This window comes from Paenibacillus thiaminolyticus (assembly GCF_007066085.1).
Taxonomy (GTDB): domain Bacteria; phylum Bacillota; class Bacilli; order Paenibacillales; family Paenibacillaceae; genus Paenibacillus_B; species Paenibacillus_B thiaminolyticus.
On sequence record NZ_CP041405.1, the window covers coordinates 3,072,833 to 3,092,372 of the forward strand.

Annotated in this window: 31 protein-coding genes; all 31 read right to left on the reverse strand. The window is 50.7% G+C overall.

Annotated features, from left to right (window positions below):
* Nucleotide 1 precedes the first annotated feature (1 nt).
* Complete coding sequence (locus FLT43_RS13810; protein WP_006676513.1) at nt 2-313, reverse strand: KOW domain-containing RNA-binding protein; 312 nt, start codon at nt 311-313, stop codon at nt 2-4.
* A 10-nt stretch (nt 314-323) separates the two neighbouring features.
* On the reverse strand, nt 324-1,076 hold the full coding sequence (gene map / locus FLT43_RS13815) for a type I methionyl aminopeptidase (protein WP_087444241.1): 753 nt from the start codon (nt 1,074-1,076) through the stop codon (nt 324-326).
* 5 nt (nt 1,077-1,081) lie between these two features.
* Nucleotides 1,082-1,726: an adenylate kinase gene (locus FLT43_RS13820; protein WP_087444240.1), complete on the reverse strand. Its 645-nt coding sequence runs from the start codon at nt 1,724-1,726 to the stop codon at nt 1,082-1,084.
* 141 nt (nt 1,727-1,867) lie between these two features.
* Entirely contained in the window at nt 1,868-3,163 is a 1,296-nt protein-coding gene (gene secY / locus FLT43_RS13825; RefSeq protein WP_087444239.1) for a preprotein translocase subunit SecY, read from the reverse strand.
* The gene (gene rplO, locus FLT43_RS13830) at nt 3,163-3,606 is read right to left on the reverse strand and encodes a 50S ribosomal protein L15 (RefSeq protein WP_087444238.1); all 444 of its coding nucleotides are present in this window, start codon (nt 3,604-3,606) and stop codon (nt 3,163-3,165) included. Before rplO ends, secY begins: the two co-directional genes overlap by 1 nt.
* Before the next feature lie 88 nt (nt 3,607-3,694).
* The gene (gene rpmD / locus FLT43_RS13835; RefSeq protein ID WP_006676507.1) at nt 3,695-3,880 is read right to left on the reverse strand and encodes a 50S ribosomal protein L30; all 186 of its coding nucleotides are present in this window, start codon (nt 3,878-3,880) and stop codon (nt 3,695-3,697) included.
* 13 nt (nt 3,881-3,893) lie between these two features.
* Nucleotides 3,894-4,391: a 30S ribosomal protein S5 gene (gene rpsE / locus FLT43_RS13840; protein WP_006284361.1), complete on the reverse strand. Its 498-nt coding sequence runs from the start codon at nt 4,389-4,391 to the stop codon at nt 3,894-3,896.
* Nucleotides 4,392-4,417: 26 nt separating this feature from the next.
* The gene (gene rplR / locus FLT43_RS13845; RefSeq protein WP_006676506.1) at nt 4,418-4,786 is read right to left on the reverse strand and encodes a 50S ribosomal protein L18; all 369 of its coding nucleotides are present in this window, start codon (nt 4,784-4,786) and stop codon (nt 4,418-4,420) included.
* A gap of 64 nt (nt 4,787-4,850) precedes the next feature.
* The gene (gene rplF / locus FLT43_RS13850) at nt 4,851-5,393 is read right to left on the reverse strand and encodes a 50S ribosomal protein L6 (RefSeq protein WP_087444237.1); all 543 of its coding nucleotides are present in this window, start codon (nt 5,391-5,393) and stop codon (nt 4,851-4,853) included.
* Between the two features lie 33 nt (nt 5,394-5,426).
* Complete coding sequence (gene rpsH / locus FLT43_RS13855) at nt 5,427-5,825, reverse strand: 30S ribosomal protein S8 (RefSeq protein ID WP_006676504.1); 399 nt, start codon at nt 5,823-5,825, stop codon at nt 5,427-5,429.
* A gap of 32 nt (nt 5,826-5,857) precedes the next feature.
* Nucleotides 5,858-6,043 carry a type Z 30S ribosomal protein S14 gene (locus tag FLT43_RS13860; protein WP_006676503.1) on the reverse strand — a complete coding sequence of 62 codons (186 nt, stop codon included), beginning with the start codon at nt 6,041-6,043 and terminating at the stop codon, nt 5,858-5,860.
* An 86-nt stretch (nt 6,044-6,129) separates the two neighbouring features.
* Complete coding sequence (gene rplE, locus FLT43_RS13865) at nt 6,130-6,672, reverse strand: 50S ribosomal protein L5 (RefSeq protein WP_087444236.1); 543 nt, start codon at nt 6,670-6,672, stop codon at nt 6,130-6,132.
* A gap of 26 nt (nt 6,673-6,698) precedes the next feature.
* Complete coding sequence (rplX, locus tag FLT43_RS13870; RefSeq protein WP_087444235.1) at nt 6,699-7,049, reverse strand: 50S ribosomal protein L24; 351 nt, start codon at nt 7,047-7,049, stop codon at nt 6,699-6,701.
* 39 nt (nt 7,050-7,088) lie between these two features.
* Nucleotides 7,089-7,457, reverse strand: a complete 369-nt coding sequence (gene rplN / locus FLT43_RS13875; RefSeq protein ID WP_006284354.1) for a 50S ribosomal protein L14 — start codon at nt 7,455-7,457, stop codon at nt 7,089-7,091.
* A gap of 35 nt (nt 7,458-7,492) precedes the next feature.
* Entirely contained in the window at nt 7,493-7,759 is a 267-nt protein-coding gene (gene rpsQ / locus FLT43_RS13880) for a 30S ribosomal protein S17 (protein ID WP_006676499.1), read from the reverse strand.
* A 61-nt stretch (nt 7,760-7,820) separates the two neighbouring features.
* On the reverse strand, nt 7,821-8,021 hold the full coding sequence (gene rpmC / locus FLT43_RS13885) for a 50S ribosomal protein L29 (protein ID WP_006676498.1): 201 nt from the start codon (nt 8,019-8,021) through the stop codon (nt 7,821-7,823).
* Nucleotides 8,021-8,446, reverse strand: a complete 426-nt coding sequence (gene rplP, locus FLT43_RS13890; RefSeq protein WP_006676497.1) for a 50S ribosomal protein L16 — start codon at nt 8,444-8,446, stop codon at nt 8,021-8,023. The genes rpmC and rplP overlap by 1 nt, the downstream gene beginning before the upstream one ends.
* Nucleotides 8,447-8,448: 2 nt before the next feature.
* Nucleotides 8,449-9,114 (reverse strand): 30S ribosomal protein S3, encoded by a 666-nt coding sequence (gene rpsC, locus FLT43_RS13895; protein WP_006676496.1) that lies wholly within the window; start codon nt 9,112-9,114, stop codon nt 8,449-8,451.
* Nucleotides 9,115-9,127: 13 nt separating this feature from the next.
* Complete coding sequence (gene rplV, locus FLT43_RS13900; RefSeq protein ID WP_087444234.1) at nt 9,128-9,460, reverse strand: 50S ribosomal protein L22; 333 nt, start codon at nt 9,458-9,460, stop codon at nt 9,128-9,130.
* A 35-nt stretch (nt 9,461-9,495) separates the two neighbouring features.
* Nucleotides 9,496-9,774 carry a 30S ribosomal protein S19 gene (gene rpsS / locus FLT43_RS13905; RefSeq protein WP_006284347.1) on the reverse strand — a complete coding sequence of 93 codons (279 nt, stop codon included), beginning with the start codon at nt 9,772-9,774 and terminating at the stop codon, nt 9,496-9,498.
* A gap of 71 nt (nt 9,775-9,845) precedes the next feature.
* On the reverse strand, nt 9,846-10,676 hold the full coding sequence (gene rplB, locus FLT43_RS13910) for a 50S ribosomal protein L2 (RefSeq protein ID WP_006676494.1): 831 nt from the start codon (nt 10,674-10,676) through the stop codon (nt 9,846-9,848).
* Nucleotides 10,677-10,708: 32 nt separating this feature from the next.
* Nucleotides 10,709-10,999, reverse strand: coding sequence for a 50S ribosomal protein L23 (rplW, locus tag FLT43_RS13915; RefSeq protein WP_006676493.1), 291 nt, complete (start codon nt 10,997-10,999; stop codon nt 10,709-10,711).
* Nucleotides 10,999-11,622 (reverse strand): 50S ribosomal protein L4, encoded by a 624-nt coding sequence (gene rplD / locus FLT43_RS13920; protein ID WP_006676492.1) that lies wholly within the window; start codon nt 11,620-11,622, stop codon nt 10,999-11,001. The genes rplW and rplD overlap by 1 nt, the downstream gene beginning before the upstream one ends.
* A 25-nt stretch (nt 11,623-11,647) precedes the next feature.
* The gene (gene rplC, locus FLT43_RS13925) at nt 11,648-12,271 is read right to left on the reverse strand and encodes a 50S ribosomal protein L3 (protein WP_087444233.1); all 624 of its coding nucleotides are present in this window, start codon (nt 12,269-12,271) and stop codon (nt 11,648-11,650) included.
* Between the two features lie 48 nt (nt 12,272-12,319).
* On the reverse strand, nt 12,320-12,628 hold the full coding sequence (gene rpsJ / locus FLT43_RS13930) for a 30S ribosomal protein S10 (RefSeq protein WP_006676490.1): 309 nt from the start codon (nt 12,626-12,628) through the stop codon (nt 12,320-12,322).
* Between the two features lie 313 nt (nt 12,629-12,941).
* Nucleotides 12,942-14,291: a globin-coupled sensor protein gene (locus tag FLT43_RS13935; RefSeq protein WP_244951378.1), complete on the reverse strand. Its 1,350-nt coding sequence runs from the start codon at nt 14,289-14,291 to the stop codon at nt 12,942-12,944.
* Nucleotides 14,292-14,532: 241 nt separating this feature from the next.
* On the reverse strand, nt 14,533-15,726 hold the full coding sequence (gene tuf / locus FLT43_RS13940) for an elongation factor Tu (RefSeq protein ID WP_087444231.1): 1,194 nt from the start codon (nt 15,724-15,726) through the stop codon (nt 14,533-14,535).
* Between the two features lie 95 nt (nt 15,727-15,821).
* Complete coding sequence (gene fusA, locus FLT43_RS13945; protein ID WP_087444230.1) at nt 15,822-17,897, reverse strand: elongation factor G; 2,076 nt, start codon at nt 17,895-17,897, stop codon at nt 15,822-15,824.
* Between the two features lie 62 nt (nt 17,898-17,959).
* The gene (gene rpsG, locus FLT43_RS13950) at nt 17,960-18,430 is read right to left on the reverse strand and encodes a 30S ribosomal protein S7 (RefSeq protein WP_087444229.1); all 471 of its coding nucleotides are present in this window, start codon (nt 18,428-18,430) and stop codon (nt 17,960-17,962) included.
* Between the two features lie 122 nt (nt 18,431-18,552).
* Nucleotides 18,553-18,975, reverse strand: a complete 423-nt coding sequence (rpsL, locus tag FLT43_RS13955) for a 30S ribosomal protein S12 (RefSeq protein WP_006676485.1) — start codon at nt 18,973-18,975, stop codon at nt 18,553-18,555.
* 136 nt (nt 18,976-19,111) lie between these two features.
* On the reverse strand, nt 19,112-19,369 hold the full coding sequence (locus tag FLT43_RS13960; protein ID WP_087444228.1) for a ribosomal L7Ae/L30e/S12e/Gadd45 family protein: 258 nt from the start codon (nt 19,367-19,369) through the stop codon (nt 19,112-19,114).
* Between the last annotated feature and the right edge of the window lie 171 nt (nt 19,370-19,540).

Genomic DNA, 19,540 nt, shown 5'->3' on the forward strand with positions numbered 1-19,540 from the left:
GTCATTCTCCTTTCTGTTCAACATCTGCAGCGGCTGACTCTTCCGCAAATTTCGTCAGGACGTACCGGAGCTTACTGTTCGTAACCCGGCCGCTCTCCTGTAAACTTCGGACAACTTCATGGCTAATCTCGGGTAGCACCTCGAGATGAAGCAAGTTTTTTCGCTTAGGCTGGTCAAACTTTCGTTTGTCCCCATCCGCTATATTGACGTAGCGCGATTCTTCAATGCCGATGATGACTGCGAGCTTGCCCGCATCACGACCTCGAAGCACCTTGACGAATTGGCCGAGACGAGGGGTTGATTGTTCACTCATCGTCCATCACCTACTCAACCAGCTTCGTCAAAATTTCGCAACCTTCCGGCGTTACGGCTACCGTATGCTCGAAGTGAGCGCACAGCGTTCCGTCCGCCGTCACTACCGTCCAGTTGTCTGCGAGCGTCTTGACATACCGCTCACCGACAATGACCATCGGCTCTATCGCAAGCGTCATGCCCGGTTTGAGACGCGGGCCGCGGTCCGGAATCCCGTAATTCGGGATTTGCGGCTCTTCGTGAAGATCCGTTCCAATCCCGTGCCCAACGTATTCTCGCACGACGGAAAAACCTGCATCCTCGATTACGCGCTGGATCGCATGGGATATCGTAAAAAGACGCGTATCCGGCTTGACTAGGGCGAGCCCTGCATAGAGCGATTGCTCCGTAACCTCGAGCAGCCGCCGGGCTGTCTCCGAGATCGTGCCGACGCCATAGGTCCAGGCCGAGTCTCCATGATATCCACGGTATTCCGCACCGATATCGATGCTGATGATGTCGCCTTCGTTTAACTTGCGTGTGCCGGGAATGCCGTGCACCAGTTCTTCGTTGACTGATACGCAGATGCTGCCGGGGAATCCGTTATACCCTTTGAACGAAGGTGTCGCCCCTTGGCTGCGAATGAACGTCTCTGCAATAGAATCGAGTTCACGAGTCGTGATCCCTGGCTTAATGGATTGGGCCAGAAGACGATGCGTTGCCGCAACAATTCGCCCAGCTTCTCTCATGAAGCCTAATTCTACTTCGGACTTACAGATGATCATCTTTTTTAACCTCGCAGTAAAGATACGATTTCAGACGTCACCGTATCGATTTCCTTCTCCCCGTCAACCTCACGCAACAAGCCCTTGTTCCCATAGTATTCGAGTAAAGGAGCCGTTTTGTTGATATATTCGTCAAGGCGCGTGCCGACCTTCTCCTCGGTATCGTCCGAGCGCTGGTACAGCTCGCCTTGGCACTTATCGCAAACGCCTGCTTGTGTAGGCGGGTTAAACATGACATGGTACGTCGCGCCGCAAGACTTGCAGATACGTCGTCCCGTAAGACGAGCCAGCAATAAATCGCGGTCAACGCTCAGATTAATGACGTGGTCCAGCTTGCGGCCGAGCTCCGTCAGGATGCCGTCCAGCGCCTCGGCTTGCGCCAACGTGCGCGGGAAGCCGTCCAGCAGGAAGCCGGCTTCGCAATCCGGCTGCGTGAGCCGTTCGCGAACGATGCCCACAGTCACGTCATCGGGAACGAGCAGACCTTGATCAATGTACTGCTTGGCTTTCAACCCGATAGGGGTGCCTTCGTTCATCGCTTTGCGGAACGCATCACCCGTAGAAATATGGGGGATGCCGAACTCGGCAACAATGCGTTCGGCCTGCGTCCCTTTCCCTGCCCCAGGAGGCCCCATGAATAGAATGTTCATCGAATGTCACTCCCCTTTATGCAAGCACAGGCTTAACTTCGCCGGAAGTGGGGTGCTTCGATGCCATTCGTTAAGCCTCTGCTATACAAGAAACAGCACAATAGGTGCCGATGAGCACAAGGCTTCATCAGAACCTATTGCCTATTTATTGATGAAACCTTTGTAATGGCGTTTAATCAATTGGCTTTCAATTTGCTTCATCGTGTCAAGCGCGACGCCGACGACGATGAGAAGCGAAGTTCCGCCGATTTGAACGGAACGAGGCAATCCGGCGAGTGATCCGAAGAACACCGGTATAATGGATACCACCGCCAGGAAGATGGCGCCGGCCAGCGTGATGCGAGTCATGACCCGCGTCAAATATGTGGCTGTCGCTTTCCCTGGACGGATGCCCGGGATATAACCACCGTTCTTTTTCATTTGATCCGCCATTTGTTGCGGGTTCAACTGCACGAACGTGTAGAAGAACGTGAAGCCGATAATCATGAGCACGTACAATACCATGCCCAGCGGTTTATCGATCATCATATGGGTGATTATCCATTGAGCCCACGCTTTATCCGCCCAGAACTGGGCGATTGTAGCAGGGAACATCAGCAGCGATGACGCAAAGATGACCGGAATAACGCCTGCCCCGTTGACTTTCAACGGAATATGCGTATTTTGTCCGCCGTACATTTTGTTCCCGACCACACGCTTCGCGTATTGGACCGGAATTTTGCGGTTGCCTTGCTGAATATAGATAACCCCGACGATGATGAGAACGATGAACAGCGCAATGATGATCATCTTAATGATGTTTAAGAACAGCTGATTGCCATCAATGAACTGGCTCTGCGCGATCTCCTGGATATGTGTCGGAATACCTGCCACGATACCCGCGAAGATGATAATGGAAATCCCGTTGCCAATTCCCTTCTCCGTAATCTGCTCGCCAAGCCACATCAGGAACGCTGTACCCGCCGTCAATACGATGGCGATTAGGATGTAATCCGTGTACGTGGCGTTCGGAACGAGTTCCAAGCCATATAGCCGGTTAAAACCAATCGCTGTACCGAATGCTTGGATCAGACCCAGAACCACGGTGCCATAACGCGTCATTTGGGCAATTTTCTTCTTGCCCACTTCTCCCTCTTTGGCCCACTCGGCGAATTTCGGCACAACATCCATCGTCAGCAATTGCATAATGATGGACGCCGTAATATACGGAAATATACCAAGCGCAAAGATAGAGAATTTAAACAACGCGCCGCCGGAGAACGTGTTCAGGAAGCCAAACAGCTCCGTGCCCTGGTTGGCATTAGCAAAAACCGATGTATCCACACCGGGTACCGGGACAAAGGATCCGATGCGATAAACGATCAAGATCATAAGCGTAAAAAGGATTCTACGTCTCAGATCTTCGACTCGCCATATATTCGATACGGTCTTAAACATTAAATCACCTCGGATTTGCCGCCGGCAGCCTCGATCTTCTCCACCGCAGATTGAGAGAACTTGTTCGCTTTCACTGTCAGCTTGACAGTCAATTCACCGTTGCCCAACACTTTGATTCCGCTCATTGGGTTTTTCACGATGCCTTGTTCCATCAACAGTTCCGGAGTAACTTCAGTACCAGCCTCGAAGCGGTTCAATTCCGTAACATTCACTACCGCATACTCTTTACGAGTAGGGTTGATGAATCCGCGTTTTGGCAAACGACGGTACAGTGGGTTTTGTCCGCCTTCGAAGCCTGGACGAACACCACCACCGGAACGAGCGTTTTGACCTTTGTGACCGCGGCCAGCTGTCTTCCCGTTACCAGTACCGATACCGCGTCCAAGGCGGCGCTTGCTGTCTTTACGGGAGCCAGGAGCCGGAGAAAGTTCATTCAACTTCATCGTTCGTCGCACCTCCTTAGTAATTTATGACTCTGCTATTTGTTGTCGCTATTGCGTGCGTTGCGTATGAAGCATGCATGAAGGAAGCTTACGCTTCGACTTCTTTGACGTCAACCAAGTGCTTCACTTGGTTCACCATTCCGCGGATCGCTGCGTTGTCGTCATGAACAACCGTCTGATTGATTTTGCGTAGACCCAATGTATTCACCGTTGTACGATGCGTTTCTGGGCGACCGATCAGACTGCGAACGAGGGTAATTTGCAACTTCGCCATTGTCGTCCCCTCCTTATCCTAACAGTTCCTCAACGGATTTGCCGCGCAATTTCGCTACTTGCTCTGCCGTCTTCAGACGGGACAGACCTTCGAGCGTCGCGTTGACCATGTTGATGGAGTTCGAGGAACCAAGCGATTTCGTCAAGATATCGCCTACTCCCGCCAATTCCAACACGGCACGTACAGGACCACCAGCGATAACCCCCGTACCTTCGGATGCTGGCTTCAAGAGAACTCTGCCTGCGCCGAAATGTCCGATGACTTGGTGAGGAATCGTCGTGTTCACGAACGGAACATGGATGAGATTCTTTTTCGCGTCTTCGATGCCTTTGCGGATTGCGTCAGGTACTTCGGATGCTTTACCGATGCCTGCACCAACCCAGCCTTTGCCATCGCCGACGACTACGAGTGCGCTAAAGCTAAAGCGGCGTCCGCCTTTAACGACTTTAGCAACACGGTTAATTTGCACAACTTTTTCAGAAAGTTCTAACGTGTTAGGATCAACTCGCAAGTCGTTTACCTCCTTCGATTGAATTCTTAGAATTCAAGGCCGGCTTCGCGTGCTGCTTCAGCCAATGCTTGAATTCGGCCATGATACAAGTAACCGCCGCGGTCGAATACGACATTGTCGTACCCTTGCGCCTTGGCGCGTTTTGCGATCAATTCGCCTACTTTGCTCGCAGCTTCTACACTGCCGCCGTTCTTGATCTCTTCGCGAAGCTCTTTATCCATCGTCGATGCAGCTGCGATTGTTACGCCTTTTACATCATCGATAACCTGAGCGTAGATGTGCTTGGAGGAACGGAATACGTTCAAACGCGGACGTGCTGTCGTACCTTCGATTTTCTTGCGTACACGAAGATGTCTTTTCAGACGCGCTTTATTTTTATTCGCCTTAGTAATCATCTGATTGATTCACTCCCTTCGGAATAACCGTTAAGCTGCTAAGACAAGCGAGCTAGGCAAGAGTTTATTTCTTCTTGCCTGCTTTACCTTCTTTGCGGAGAATGCGCTCGCCTTCGTACTTGATCCCTTTGCCTTTGTAAGGTTCTGGTTCACGTACGGAGCGGATTTTTGCCGCATATTCACCAACGCGCTCTTTGTCGATGCCTTTGACGATAATTTTCGTCTGAGCAGGCAGTTCGAACTCGATGCCCTCTTCTGGTGTAATCTCAACCGGATGGGAGTATCCGACGTTCAACACGAGTTTGTTGCCGGTCTTGTTCGCACGATAACCAACACCAACGAGCTCCAATGTTTTGGAGAAACCTTCCGTTACTCCGTTAACCATGTTGCTGATGACGCTTCGAGTCGTGCCGTGCAAAGAACGGTGAAGTTTATTGTCAGAAGGACGCTCAACATGAATCACGTTCTCTTCAACGGACACTTTCATGTCCTTATGAATTTCACGGGATAAGCTTCCTTTTGGTCCTTTGATGGTAATCACGCTATTGTCCAGAGTGACAGTGACGCCGCCTGGAACTGTAATTGGCTTACGACCAATACGAGACATATGTTGTTGCACCTCCAATCTTATGCGAATGGTTTACCAAACGTAGCAGACAACCTCGCCGCCAGTTTTGGCTTGGCGAGCTTCTTTGTCAGTCATAACGCCCTTGGACGTCGAAATGATAGCAATCCCAAGGCCACCCAGAACGCGTGGCACCTCAGTGGACTTCGTATACACGCGCAGTCCTGGCTTACTGATGCGCTTCAAGCCTGTGATGACACGCTCGTTGTCGGCACCATATTTCAGGAAAATGCGGATAAGCCCTTGTTTGTTGTCTTCAATATATTCTGCATCGCGGATAAATCCTTCGCGCTTCAAGATTTCAGCAATTTGCTTCTTCATCGTCGAAGCAGGCATCTCCACGGTCTCATGACGTACTGTGTTAGCATTGCGAATGCGTGTAAGCATATCAGCAATCGGATCGGACATAACCATTAGTGTAAACCTCCTTCCCGCAACAGGGTTGATTACCAGCTAGCTTTTTTAACGCCAGGAATCTGGCCTTTGTATGCCAATTCGCGGAAACAAATTCTGCAAATTTTGAACTTACGTAATACAGAGTGTGGACGGCCGCAGCGTTCACAGCGTGTGTATGCCCGTACTTGAAACTTCGGTTTGCGTTGTTGCTTGATTTTCATCGAAGTTTTTGCCACGTGAGTTGACACCTCCTAAATCGTGTCCAAGATATCGATTCATGGAATCGTTCCGTTCGTACTACCTTGTTTGCCTTCGACGCGAATTACTTCACGAAAGGCATGCCGAGTTGCGTCAACAATTCGCGGGACTCTTCGTCCGTTTTCGCCGTCGTTACGACAACGATGTCCATACCGCGTACTTTATCTACTTGATCGTACTCGATCTCTGGGAAGATGATTTGCTCCTTCAGACCGAGCGTGTAGTTGCCGCGGCCGTCAAATGCTTTGTTCGAGATACCGTGGAAGTCACGGACACGAGGAAGCGTGACGTTGAACAATTTGTCCAGGAAGTGATACATGCGCTCACCGCGCAAAGTCACTTTCACACCAATCGGCATTCCTTCACGAAGCTTAAAGCCTGCGATAGACTTCTTCGCACGTGTAATTACTGGTTTTTGACCCGCGATCAATTGCAGTTCAGCAACAGCCGAATCCAATACTTTGGAGTTTTGAACAGCCTCACCCATACCCATGTTGATGACGACTTTCTCCACTTTTGGCACCTGCATAACGGTTGTATAATTGAACTTCTGCATCAGCGCAGGAGTAACTTCGTTCAAGTAACGTTCTTTCAGACGAGCTGCCATAAGGCACTGACCTCCTTTCTTAGCGATTAGTCGATGATTGCGCCAGAGCGCTTAGCGACGCGCACTTTTTTGCCGTTCTCCACTTTGTAACCGATGCGCGTTACTTTACCGGACTTCGGATCCACGTGCATGACGTTGGATACGTGGATAGGCGCTTCTTGCTCGATGATACCGCCTTGCGGATTCGCAGCGTTCGGCTTCTGGTGCTTCTTCACCATGTTGACTCCTTCAACGAGAACACGGTTCTCGCGCGGATACGCAGCAATAACGCGGCCTTTTTTACCTTTGTCCTTACCCGTGATGACGATGACTGTATCGTCTTTCTTCACGTGCAGCTTATTGTTATGCGACTCGAGAATTTTCTTCAGTCGTGGCATGTGTCACACCTCCTGCATCTTGCCTGGCCGGCAAGTTGATTAGATCACTTCCGGAGCCAGGGAAACGATTTTCATGAAGTCTTTCTCGCGAAGTTCACGAGCAACCGGTCCGAAAATACGAGTTCCGCGTGGGCCCTTGTCTTCTTTTACGATAACTGCCGCGTTTTCGTCAAACGAGATGTAAGAACCATCTTTCCGACGAACGGAGCGCTTCGTACGAACGATTACAGCTCTTACAACGTCGCCCTTTTTGACAACGCCGCCTGGTGTTGCTTGTTTTACAGAACATACGATCAAATCACCAATGTGAGCCGCTTTGCGTCCGGTTCCGCCCAACACGCGAATACACATCAATTCTTTCGCACCAGAGTTATCTGCGACCGCCAAACGTGTGAATGGTTGAATCATTCGATTGTCCTCCTTTCGTTGAAGCTATTCGCTGCTTAAACGATGACTGCTTTTTCTACGATTTCAACGAGTCTCCAGCGCTTGTCTTTCGACAACGGGCGAGTCTCCATGATTTTCACAGTATCGCCGATTTTTGCTTCGTTGTTCTCATCATGCGCTTTGAACTTCTTCGTATAACGGATGCGCTTGTGATACAGGTCATGCTTCTTGTATGTTTCGACCGCGACGACGACGGTTTTGTCCATTTTATCGCTGACGACTTTGCCGACTTGCACTTTACGAGCGTTACGTTGTTCACTCATGAGTGTTGGGCCTCCTTCCTGCATACAGGATCTCTATATTCCGATTCGACATCTAGGTCGATTAACTAGTAATCCCAAGTTCTCTTTCACGAAGAACCGTATGTGCGCGAGCAATCGCTTTGCGTACATCACGGATACGAGTCGGGTTGTCAAGCTGTCCGGTAGCCAATTGGAAACGGAGGTTGAAAAGTTCTTCCTTGAATCCGGCAATCTTTTGTTCAATTTCAGCAGTGGTCAAGTTGCGGAATTCACTAGCTTTCATTATGCTTCACCACCCATTTCTTCACGTTTCACGAACTTCGTCTTGACTGGCAGCTTGTGAGCGGCAAGACGCATTGCTTCGCGAGCTACTTCCTCGGAGACACCAGAAAGTTCGAACATGATCTTGCCTGGTTTAACCACAGCTACCCATTTCTCAACGTTACCTTTACCGCTACCCATCCGAACCTCAAGCGGCTTCGCCGTGATTGGCTTGTCAGGGAAAATTTTAATCCATACTTTACCGCCACGCTTGATGTAACGAGTCATCGCGATACGGGCAGCCTCGATTTGACGGTTCGTGATCCACGTCGGTTCCAATGCTTGGAGACCGAAATCGCCAAAGTTAAGCGTTGTGCCGCCTTTCGCTTGACCTTTCAAGCGTCCTTTGAATTGCTTGCGGTGTTTTACACGTTTAGGTACCAACATGATTAGTTGCCTCCTTCCTGAGCAGCCTTTTTCTTAGCCGTAGGAAGTACCTCTCCACGATAGATCCATACTTTTACGCCCAGACGGCCGTAAGTTGTATGGGCTTCGGCTGTGCCGTAGTCAATGTCAGCGCGAAGCGTGTGAAGTGGCACAGTCCCTTCGCTGTAACCTTCCGAACGAGCGATTTCTGCACCGCCCAGACGACCGCTAACTGCAGTTTTGATTCCTTTTGCACCAGCACGCATCGAGCGTTGGAGCGCTTGTTTCAGAGCGCGACGGAACGATACGCGGCGTTCCAGTTGTTGTGCAATGCTCTCAGCGACGAGGATTGCATCCAAGTCTGGAGTTTTGATTTCCGAAATGTTGATGTGCACTTTTTTGCCGCCAGCGATAGTTGTTACTTCGCGACGAAGGGCTTCAACTTCGGAACCGCCTTTACCGATGACCATGCCCGGCTTGGCTGTGTGGATCGTCACGTTCACGCGGTTAGCCGCGCGTTCGATTTCGATGCGGGATACGGCTGCATCCTTCAATTTGTTTTTCAAATACTCACGAATCTTTACGTCTTCGATAAGTAAGGTACCGAAGTCTTTTTCCGCGTACCATTTGGATTCCCAATCACGGATGATACCAACTCGAAGTCCGACTGGATTTACCTTTTGACCCACTCGTTATCCCTCCTTATTTTTCAGATACCACGATAGAAATGTGGCTGGTTCTCTTATTGATACGGCTTGCACGTCCCATAGCGCGCGGACGGAATCGTTTCAAAGTAGGACCTTGGTTCACGTACACTTGCTCGATTACGAGCTTGTTCACGTCCATTTGATAGTTATGTTCTGCATTGGCAATCGCCGAGTTGAGCAGCTTCTCCACTACCGGAGATGCCGATTTAGGCGTGTGGCGCAGAATCGCAATCGCTTCGCCCACTTGCTTACCGCGGATCAAGTCAATCACCAGCTTGACCTTGCGCGGAGAAATGCGAACATTATTCGCATGTGCCTTCGCTTGCATGGAAGTACCTCCCCTCAAATGCTATATAGTCAAAATTAGCGTCTTGTTTTTTTGTCGTCGTTCGTGTGGCCTTTGTACGTGCGTGTCGGCGCGAATTCGCCGAGCTTGTGTCCGACCATATCTTCCGTTACGTACACTGGCACGTGCTTGCGTCCATCATAGACACCGAACGTATGACCGATGAATTGAGGGAAAATCGTGGAGCGGCGCGACCAAGTCTTAACGACAGCCTTCTTGTTGGACTCGTTCATTTGCTCGACTTTCTTCATCAAATGACCATCGACGAATGGTCCTTTTTTCAAACTGCGACCCATGTGTGAATCCTCCCTTCACAAAACCTTATGCTTGCGTGCGTTACGCCGCAGAGTATGCAGTCGGGTAAATATTATTTCGTGCGATGACGTACGATATATTTATCGGAATGCTTACCTTTTTTACGCGTTTTGTAACCGAGCGTCGGTTTGCCCCATGGAGACATAGGCGTTTTGCGGCCGATAGGAGCTTTACCTTCACCACCACCGTGAGGGTGATCAACCGGGTTCATGACGACACCGCGGACGGTAGGACGCTTGCCCAACCAGCGGCTGCGGCCGGCTTTACCGATTTTGATAAGCTCGTGGTCGCCGTTGCCTACGGAACCGATTGTCGCGCGGCACACTTTGAGGACCTTGCGAACTTCGCCAGAGGACAGGCGAACCGTTACATATTTATCTTCTTTACCGAGCAATTGAGCTTCCGTGCCCGCTGCGCGAACCAGCTGGCCGCCCTTGCCTGGCTTCAATTCGATGTTGTGGATAACTGTACCTACTGGAATGTTCTCAAGCGGCATTGCATTGCCTGTCTTGATGTCCGCTCCAGGACCCGATACGATCACATCGTTCACTTTCAGACCTTTTGGCGCGAGGATGTAACGCTTCTCACCGTCTGCATAATGAATCAACGCGATGTTGGACGTACGGTTCGGATCGTACTCGATCGTAGCAACGCGGCCTGGAATGCCATCCTTGTTGCGTTTGAAGTCGATGATCCGGTATTTACGCTTATGTCCGCCGCCACGGTGACGAACCGTAATTTTTCCTTGGCTGTTACGTCCTGCTTTTTTGCTCAAAGGAGCAAGCAGGGACTTCTCTGGCACATTCGTTGTGATCTCTTCGAACGTAGATACGCTCATGCCACGACGAGCCGGAGATGTCGGTTTGTACTTTTTGATAGGCACTGGTTTTCCCTCCTTACTTTACGAGTGTGTCATTATACCGTTTCGAAGAATTCAAGCGGCTTGCTGTCTTTCGCCAGCGTGACGAATGCTTTCTTCCATTCGGTTGTATATCCGGAGTAGCGGCCATAGCGCTTCGGCTTGGCTGGCACGCGAAGCGTGTTCACGTTCGCTACCTTAACTTTGAAAATCGACTCAACGGCTTGCTTGATTTCCGTCTTATTCGCACGGATATCGACTTCAAATACATATTTCAGGTCGTTCATCATGTCAGCTGTGCGTTCAGTGATGATGGGACGCTTAATGATATCGCGAGGGTCTTTCATTACGCGAACACCTCCTCTACCTTCTGAACCGCATCCTTCGTAATGATGAGCTTCTCATGGCGAAGCACGTCATATACGTTCACACCGTCTGCTGCAACGAGCTTCACAGAAGGAATGTTGCGAGCGGAGAGTGCCACATTGTCATTGTACTCAGGCACAACGACCAACGCTTTGCGGTCCACTTTCAGATTGTTCAAGATTGCAGCGAATTCCTTCGTCTTCGGCGCATTCATCGTCAATTGATCCAAGACGATAATTTGCTCTGCCAGAACTTTGGAAGACAGTGCGGATTTGATTGCCAGACGGCGAACTTTCTTAGGAAGCTTATACGCATAGCTGCGTGGTGTCGGACCGAATACCGTACCGCCGCCTTTCCATTGTGGCGAACGAATGGATCCTTGACGCGCGCGTCCAGTTCCTTTTTGTTTCCAAGGCTTGCGGCCACCACCGCTAACTTCAGAACGGGTTTTTACTTTGTGCGTACCTTGACGCATCGATGCAAGCTGCATAACAACCGCATCATGAAGCACGTGCTTGTTCGGTTCAATACCGAATACCGTGTCAGCCAATTCGATCTCGCCGACTTGCGCACCGCTGATGTTGTATACTGCTACTTTTGGCATTCTGAGCTCCTCCTTTCCTTACGGATTACTTTTTGATAGCTTGCTTAACGTTAACGAAGCTGTTTCTCGGACCCGGAATGGAGCCTTTGACGAGGATGACATTGCGTTCTGCATCCACTTTGACAACTTCGAGGTTTTGAATCGTTACGGTTTCGCTTCCCATGTGGCCTGGCAGGCGCTTGCCTTTAGGCACGCGGTTCGCTTGGATGGAACCCATGGAACCAGGACCGCGGTGATAACGGGAGCCGTGAGACATTGGTCCGCGGCTTTGGCCCCAGCGCTTGATTACGCCTGCGAATCCTTTACCTTTGGAGATACCTGTAACGTCAACGAATTCACCTTCTGCAAAGATGTCGGCCTTCAGCTCCTGGCCAACTTCGAATTGAGAAAGATCCACACCACGAAGTTCTTTTACGTAGCGCTTAGGCGTTGTATTAGCTTTCTTCGCGTGGCCGACTTCCGGCTTCGTCGATCTTTTTTCTTTTTTATCAGCATAGCCGATTTGGATAGCTTCATAACCGTCGTTCTCGACGTCTTTCTTTTGAAGAACGACGCAAGGACCTGCTTCGATAACAGTTACCGGCACTACGTTACCTTCTGGGGTAAACACTTGAGTCATGCCGAGCTTTTTACCTAAGATACCTTTCATGTTGACACCTCTTTTCGTTCCTTAATCCGAATCAATGTAATGCAAAGCTTACAGCTTAATTTCGATATCTACACCGGACGGCAAGTCCAGACGCATCAGCGCATCCACCGTTTGCGGCGTTGGATTCACGATGTCGATCAGTCGCTTATGCGTGCGCATTTCGAACTGCTCGCGGGAATCCTTGTACTTGTGCACCGCACGAAGAATCGTGATAACTTGCTTCTCCGTTGGCAACGGGATTGGCCCGGATACTCCTGCACCGGAACGTTTTGCCGTCTCAACGATTTTCTCAGCGGATTGGTCAAGAATTCTGTGATCGTATGCTTTCAAGCGGATACGAATTTTTTGCTTTGCCATTTTAGTCCCTCCTTTTATCGCCCAATTTTGCATCGGACATACTCCGTGAAAATTTTCCGACCGCACCGCCATGGCAAAGGGGCCGGGTGTGTCGGTAACCTCTCACTTCATCGCAACGTCGACGAACAACATTCACTATTATAAATAAATGTCCCGGCTTTTGCAAGCTTTTTTCATAACTGTTTTCGTAACCGTCCTTGCCATGCCAGGACAGCGTCCTCATCGGGTATTTCCAGACCCCCGTACGCCAATTTGATCGTTCAATATATGAATTCCCTCTATATAATAGGAGGATCTAAGAAGGGAGATTCAATTACACACGAAGCGCGGTCTCATTCAGCCTCTCGGCCGAAGCAGCCACTTCGTTCGTAGCTTGTCCGATGCTCTCCGTCATCTCCAGCAGCGATTGCATTTCCGCCATGAAGCGCTCCAGCCCCTGCACGCTCTGAACGGCCTGCCGCACAATGTCGCCGAAGGCCTCCTTCGTTCCCTCTGCCTGCTCATGCACGGCCGCGACGCTGTCCTTCACCAGCCGAATGCGGTGAACGACCGCGTTCGTCGCCAGCGTGGAGTTGCCGATCAGCTCCTCAATGTCGGCCACCGTATCCTTCGTATGAGCGGCCAGCTTGCTTACTTCCTTCGCTACGATTGCAAATCCGGCGCCCTGCTCTCCTGCCCTTGCGGCCTCAATGGATGCATTCAGCGCCAGCAGCCCCGTCTGCTCGGCGATCTCCTTCACGGCTCCTACAATCGAGCGGATGCGGAGCGATGTATCCTTCAAGTCCATGATCTGAGACTGCATCTCCTGCGCATTGAGATCGATATCACGAATCCCGTCCGAAAATTGAACCATTCGTTCCATCCCCCTGTGCGCCTTGTCCTCCGTCTGGGCAGCGGATTGGGTCGTCAGGTTGATCTTGTCGTTCATTTCCAGCCCTTTGCGCGTGAACTGCTGTATCGTCTCATTCGTGTCCGTTGTCAAGCGGGCCAGTTCCCCGCTTAGCTGCGAGACGCTTCCTTTCAGCTCCTCCTTCACCTCCTGATAGCTCTGCTCACGTTCCATCCGGCTGCGCTCTTCATACGCTTGCACGACGAGCTGCAGCTCCAGGCTCAGAATGCGGTTGACTGCCATGATGGCTTCGATTCTCGTCGGCTCCTCGCCGATATGAACATAGACTAAGGACGTCAATTCGTTCTGAAGGGTTTGGAACGCCCCGATATACCATTTCGTCTCCAATCCGATCTTCCGGTGCATCTCGGCAATTTTGATTCTCTTCATTATATAGGCATGATCGATAAGCCCATTGAACATCTCGCTAACATGCCGTTCCAGCGTCGAGTGTAGCCGTTCCAAGGTGCTGTGGGCCATAATCATATCCCGAAGTTCGTTGATATCGGTAATCTGAGAGTAAAAAGAGCGGGTGACATCCTTCATATAAGGAAGAATATGAGGCTGAATGCGACGGAGCAGTGTCAAATCGGCTTCGGTCAATCCAAGCAGCCCGATTTGACGGTGCAGCGGATGGCTGGAAGGCAGGCGAATCTCTCCTTGCAGCAGTTGTTCGTCATCATGCATATTCCACCTGTCGCGCTGCGGTGCGGCAGCCTGCCCGGACTCGTCTGGACGCCTTGTATGTAAATGAGTTCTGAATCTTCTCCACATTTTGGTGCTTCTCATCCTTTCCCTTTCTCTTCGATGCGGGTATGGCCTCTGCGGAGTGCTCGATTTTCCCTATAATATTGTACTTGCCGTTCTATACAAATTATATAATCGATGTCATTCACAGCTTGGCGCATATCGTCAATTTCGTGAACGGCCCGGGAAGGATTCGGCTGATCGCATGAAAAAGCCCTTCATTCCGAAGAATGAAGGGCCGGGACCGCCGGCTCGCGCCGGCAGTTCATTATTTAATGATGGATGCAACCGCACCAGCACCTACTGTACGGCCACCTTCGCGGATAGCGAAGCGAGTACCTTCTTCGATCGCGATTGGAGCGATCAGATTAACAGTAACGGTGATGTTGTCGCCAGGCATAACCATTTCAGTGCCTTCTGGCAGGTCAATGATACCTGTTACGTCCGTTGTACGGAAGTAGAATTGTGGACGGTAGCCAGTGAAGAAAGGCTTATGACGGCCACCTTCTTCTTTGGTCAATACGTACACTTGAGCAGTGAACTCTGTGTGCGGCTTAACGGAGCCTGGCTTAGCCAATACTTGACCGCGCTCGATTTGGTTACGGTCAACACCACGGAGCAATGCGCCGATGTTGTCGCCCGCTTGAGCGGAATCCAGAAGCTTACGGAACATTTCAACGCCCGTAACAACGGATTTTTTCGTTTCTTCTTGGATACCAACGATTTCAATCTCGTCGCCCACTTTAACTGTACCACGCTCAACACGGCCAGTAGCAACCGTACCGCGGCCCGTGATGGAGAATACGTCCTCGACAGGCATCAGGAAAGGCTTCTCAGTGTCGCGCTCTGGAGTCGGGATGTAAGAGTCGATTTGATCGAACAGCTCGACGATTTTGTCAGCCCAAGGGCCGTCTGGGTTTTGCAGCGCTTCACGTGCAGAACCGCGAATGATTGGAGTGTCGTCGCCTGGGAATTCGTATTCGCTCAGAAGGTCGCGAATTTCCATTTCTACCAGTTCGAGCAACTCTTCGTCTTCAACCATGTCGCATTTGTTCATGAATACGACGATGTAAGGTACGCCTACTTGGCGGGAGAGCAAGATGTGCTCACGAGTTTGCGGCATTGGGCCGTCAGCTGCGGATACGACGAGAATCGCGCCGTCCATTTGTGCAGCACCCGTGATCATGTTCTTAACGTAGTCGGCGTGACCTGGGCAGTCTACGTGTGCGTAGTGACGAGTAGCGGACTCGTACTCAACGTGGGACGTCGAGATTGTGATACCGCGCTCGCGCTCTTCTGGAGCTTTGTCGATTTGGTCGTATGCGATTGCGTTACCACCGCCATACTTTTTCGTCAATACTGTCGTGATTGCAGCTGTCAAAGTTGTTTTACCATGGTCAACGTGACCGATCGTACCGATATTAACGTGCGGTTTCGTACGTTCAAACTTAGCCTTTGCCATTTGAACCAGTTCCTCCTTAATAAGTGGAATAAGTATGTTGGGCGGGCACATGACGTGTCATGTGCGCCAGCCGTTGCAAACATCAGGTCGGCGAATTATACGCCTTTACTCTTCGAAATGATCTCTTCCGAGATATTCCGTGGAACTTCTTCATAGTGAGAGAGTTCCATCGAGAATACGCCACGGCCTTGTGTACCGGAACGGAGCGTTGTGGAATATCCGAACATCTCTGCGAGAGGTACCTTGGCACGGATAATCTGTGCGCCTGCACGGGAATCCATACCTTCGATACGACCGCGACGGGAGTTCAGCATGCCCATTACGTCGCCCATGTACTCTTCAGGCACGGTAACTTCGACCTTCATGATTGGCTCGAGAAGAACTGGATTACATTTGTCCTTCGCTGCTTTAAGCGCCATGGAACCGGCAATCTTAAACGCCATCTCACTGGAGTCGACATCGTGATACGAACCGTCGACGATCGTTGCTTTGATGTCTACGAGCGGATAACCGGCCAAGACACCGTTCTGCATCGATTCTTCGATTCCCGCTTGTACCGGCGCGATGTATTCGCGTGGCACAACCCCACCGACGATCTTGTTCTCGAATGCAAATCCTGCGCCTGGCTCTTGTGGTGCGAACTCGATCCATACGTGACCGTATTGACCGCGACCACCGGACTGACGCACGAACTTACCTTCAACTCGTGCCGGTGTACGGAATGTTTCACGATAAGCAACTTGCGGGTTACCGATATTCGTTTCCACTTTGAACTCGCGGCGCATACGGTCGATGATGACGTCAAGGTGAAGCTCACCCATACCGCCCAGGATCGTTTGACCTGTCTCTTCGTCCGTGTGAGCGCGGAGCGTTGGATCCTCTTCCGTCAGCTTCGCCAAGGCTACGCCAAGCTTATCTTGGTCCGCTTTGGTCTTCGGCTCTACGGCGATATGGATAACCGGCTCAGGGAAGTTCATGGATTCCAGAATAATCGGGTTCTTCTCGTCGCACAGCGTGTCGCCTGTGCCCGTATCTTTCAAGCCAACGGCAGCCGCGATGTCGCCAGAATAGACGATATCGATCTCTTCACGGCTGTTCGCGTGCATTTGAAGAATACGGCCGATGCGCTCGCGCTTGCCCTTCGTCGCATTCAATACGTAAGAACCGGAGTTCAATACGCCAGAGTATACGCGGAAGAATGTCAGCTTACCAACGTAAGGGTCTGTCATAATCTTGAACGCAAGTGCCGAGAACGGCTCTTCGTCCGAAGAATGACGAACCGATTCCGTTCCGTCTTCGAGATGGCCTTGAATATCAGGCACATCCAATGGAGACGGGAGGTAGTCGACAACAGCGTCGATCATCATCTGAACGCCTTTGTTGCGGTAGGAAGATCCGCAGACAACCGGGAAGATTTGAACGCTGCATACCCCTTTGCGGAGAGCGGCTTTCAGTTCAGGAACTGTAATCTCTTCGCCTTCGAGGTATTTCATTGTCAAGTCTTCGTCGAGCTCTGCAATCTTCTCAATCAATTCCAGACGGAGTTCTTCCGCTTTGTCTTTCAACTCAGCCGGAATTTCCGTCTCTTCGATTTCTTTTCCAAGATCGTCTTTGAAGATGTACGCTTTTTGCGTCATCAAATCAACGATACCTACGAAATCATTCTCTGCGCCGATAGGCAACTGAAGCGCCACAGCATTCGCTTGCAAACGGTCTTTCATGGACTGGATGACATTAAGGAAGTCAGCGCCAATGATGTCCATTTTGTTGACGTAAGCAATACGAGGTACGCCGTAACGGTCGGCTTGACGCCATACCGTCTCGGATTGTGGCTCAACGCCTTCTTTTGCAGAGAAAACGCCTACGGCTCCGTCCAATACGCGAAGGGAACGCTCAACCTCTACCGTAAAGTCAACGTGGCCCGGAGTGTCGATAATATTAACGCGGTGACCTTTCCATTGTGCGGTCGTTGCCGCCGATGTAATCGTGATACCGCGCTCTTGTTCTTGCGCCATCCAGTCCATTGTCGCGGAACCTTCATGGGTTTCACCAATCTTATGAGTACGACCGGTGTAGAACAGAATACGCTCCGTTGTCGTTGTTTTACCGGCATCGATGTGAGCCATAATCCCGATATTACGCGTATTTGCCAAGGAGAACTGTCTTGCCATGGAGTGATCTCCCTTCAAATTGGGTTAGGTAACTCAATAATCGAGACCCGCTCAGCTGAATCCTACCAGCGGTAGTGAGCATACGCTTTGTTTGCTTCAGCCATTTTATGCGTATCTTCGCGCTTCTTAACAGCAGCGCCTGTATTGTTGGAAGCATCGATAATCTCTGCTGCCAGACGTTCTTGCATGGTCTTCTCACCGCGGTTGCGAGAGTAGTTGACCAACCAGCGCAATCCCAACGAAGTGCGGCGCTCTGGCTTCACTTCGATAGGCACTTGATAGTTCGAACCGCCGACACGGCGAGCCTTAACTTCAAGGACCGGCATGATATTCTTCAATGCTGCTTCAAACACTTCCATAGGATCTTTCCCCGTGCGTTCTTGAATGAGCGTGAAAGAATCATATAGAATAGTTTGAGCAACACCACGTTTACCGTCGATCATGATGCGGTTAATCAGGCGAGTAACCAACTTGCTGTTATACACCGGATCCGGCAGCACGTCGCGCTTAGGAACTGGACCTTTGCGTGGCATGTGAATCCCCCTTTCCAAATAACTTCACAAGCAGAAGCGAGTCCGTCTTCCTCTCCCGAGGAATGCGTCTCTCTCTGTAACGGAATATGATAGGTGCACTATCCTATCCCAAGTGATCGCGATTAGGATTTCTTCGCTTTCGGACGCTTCGTACCGTACTTGGAACGAGCTTGCATGCGGTTGTTCACCCCAGCAGTATCCAATGCACCGCGAACGATGTGGTAACGAACCCCCGGAAGGTCTTTAACCCGGCCCCCGCGCACGAGTACAACGCTGTGCTCCTGCAGGTTGTGGCCGATACCTCCGATGTAAGCAGTAACCTCAACACGGTTCGTCAAGCGAACACGGGCATACTTACGAAGTGCAGAGTTCGGTTTTTTCGGTGTCATCGTACCTACACGAGTGCAGACACCGCGTTTTTGAGGCGCGCTCAAATCCGTTTCTTCGCGCTTCAGCGCGTTGTATCCTCTTTGCAAAGCTGGGGACTTGGATTTAGTTACTTTGTCTTTGCGGCCTTTACGTACCAATTGGTTAATTGTTGGCATGTTGGCACCCCCTTCCTATAAGTTTCAACACCTTTTACAATTCATTCATTTAAGCCCACAGATCCAGGTGGTTCATAAATGAACAAATGAAATGTTTTTGCCATAGGACTTCCCCCGACAAAAACAATAGGTTTGCTTATGAATCCGTGTTGACGACAGCCACTGCAGCTGCGCCGACCTCGATGCCGCACGCCTTGCCAAGCTCGCGCATCGTCTCGACATATGTCAGCTTGATGCCCTGCTTCTCGCACAGTGCGATAATCTTCGAAGTCACTCGCGCATCGGCGTCTTCCGCCACATATACCTCGGCGGCTAAGCCTTGCTCAACCACCTTCAGTGTCTGCTTGGTCCCAATCTTAATCTTCTCATCCTGTAACCCTTTATCATAAGACATGAATCATGTTCCTCCAAAAGTACAGGTCATTGCCTTGGGCACACTACGATATAGTAGCACTTTCGATTTCATGTGTCAAGAAATTATTTTTAGTTGAAAGAAAGCCTCCAAACGCCACCGTGAAGCATGCCGCCAGGCCGCCCCTTAAGCGGGCGGCAGGCGGCATGTTGC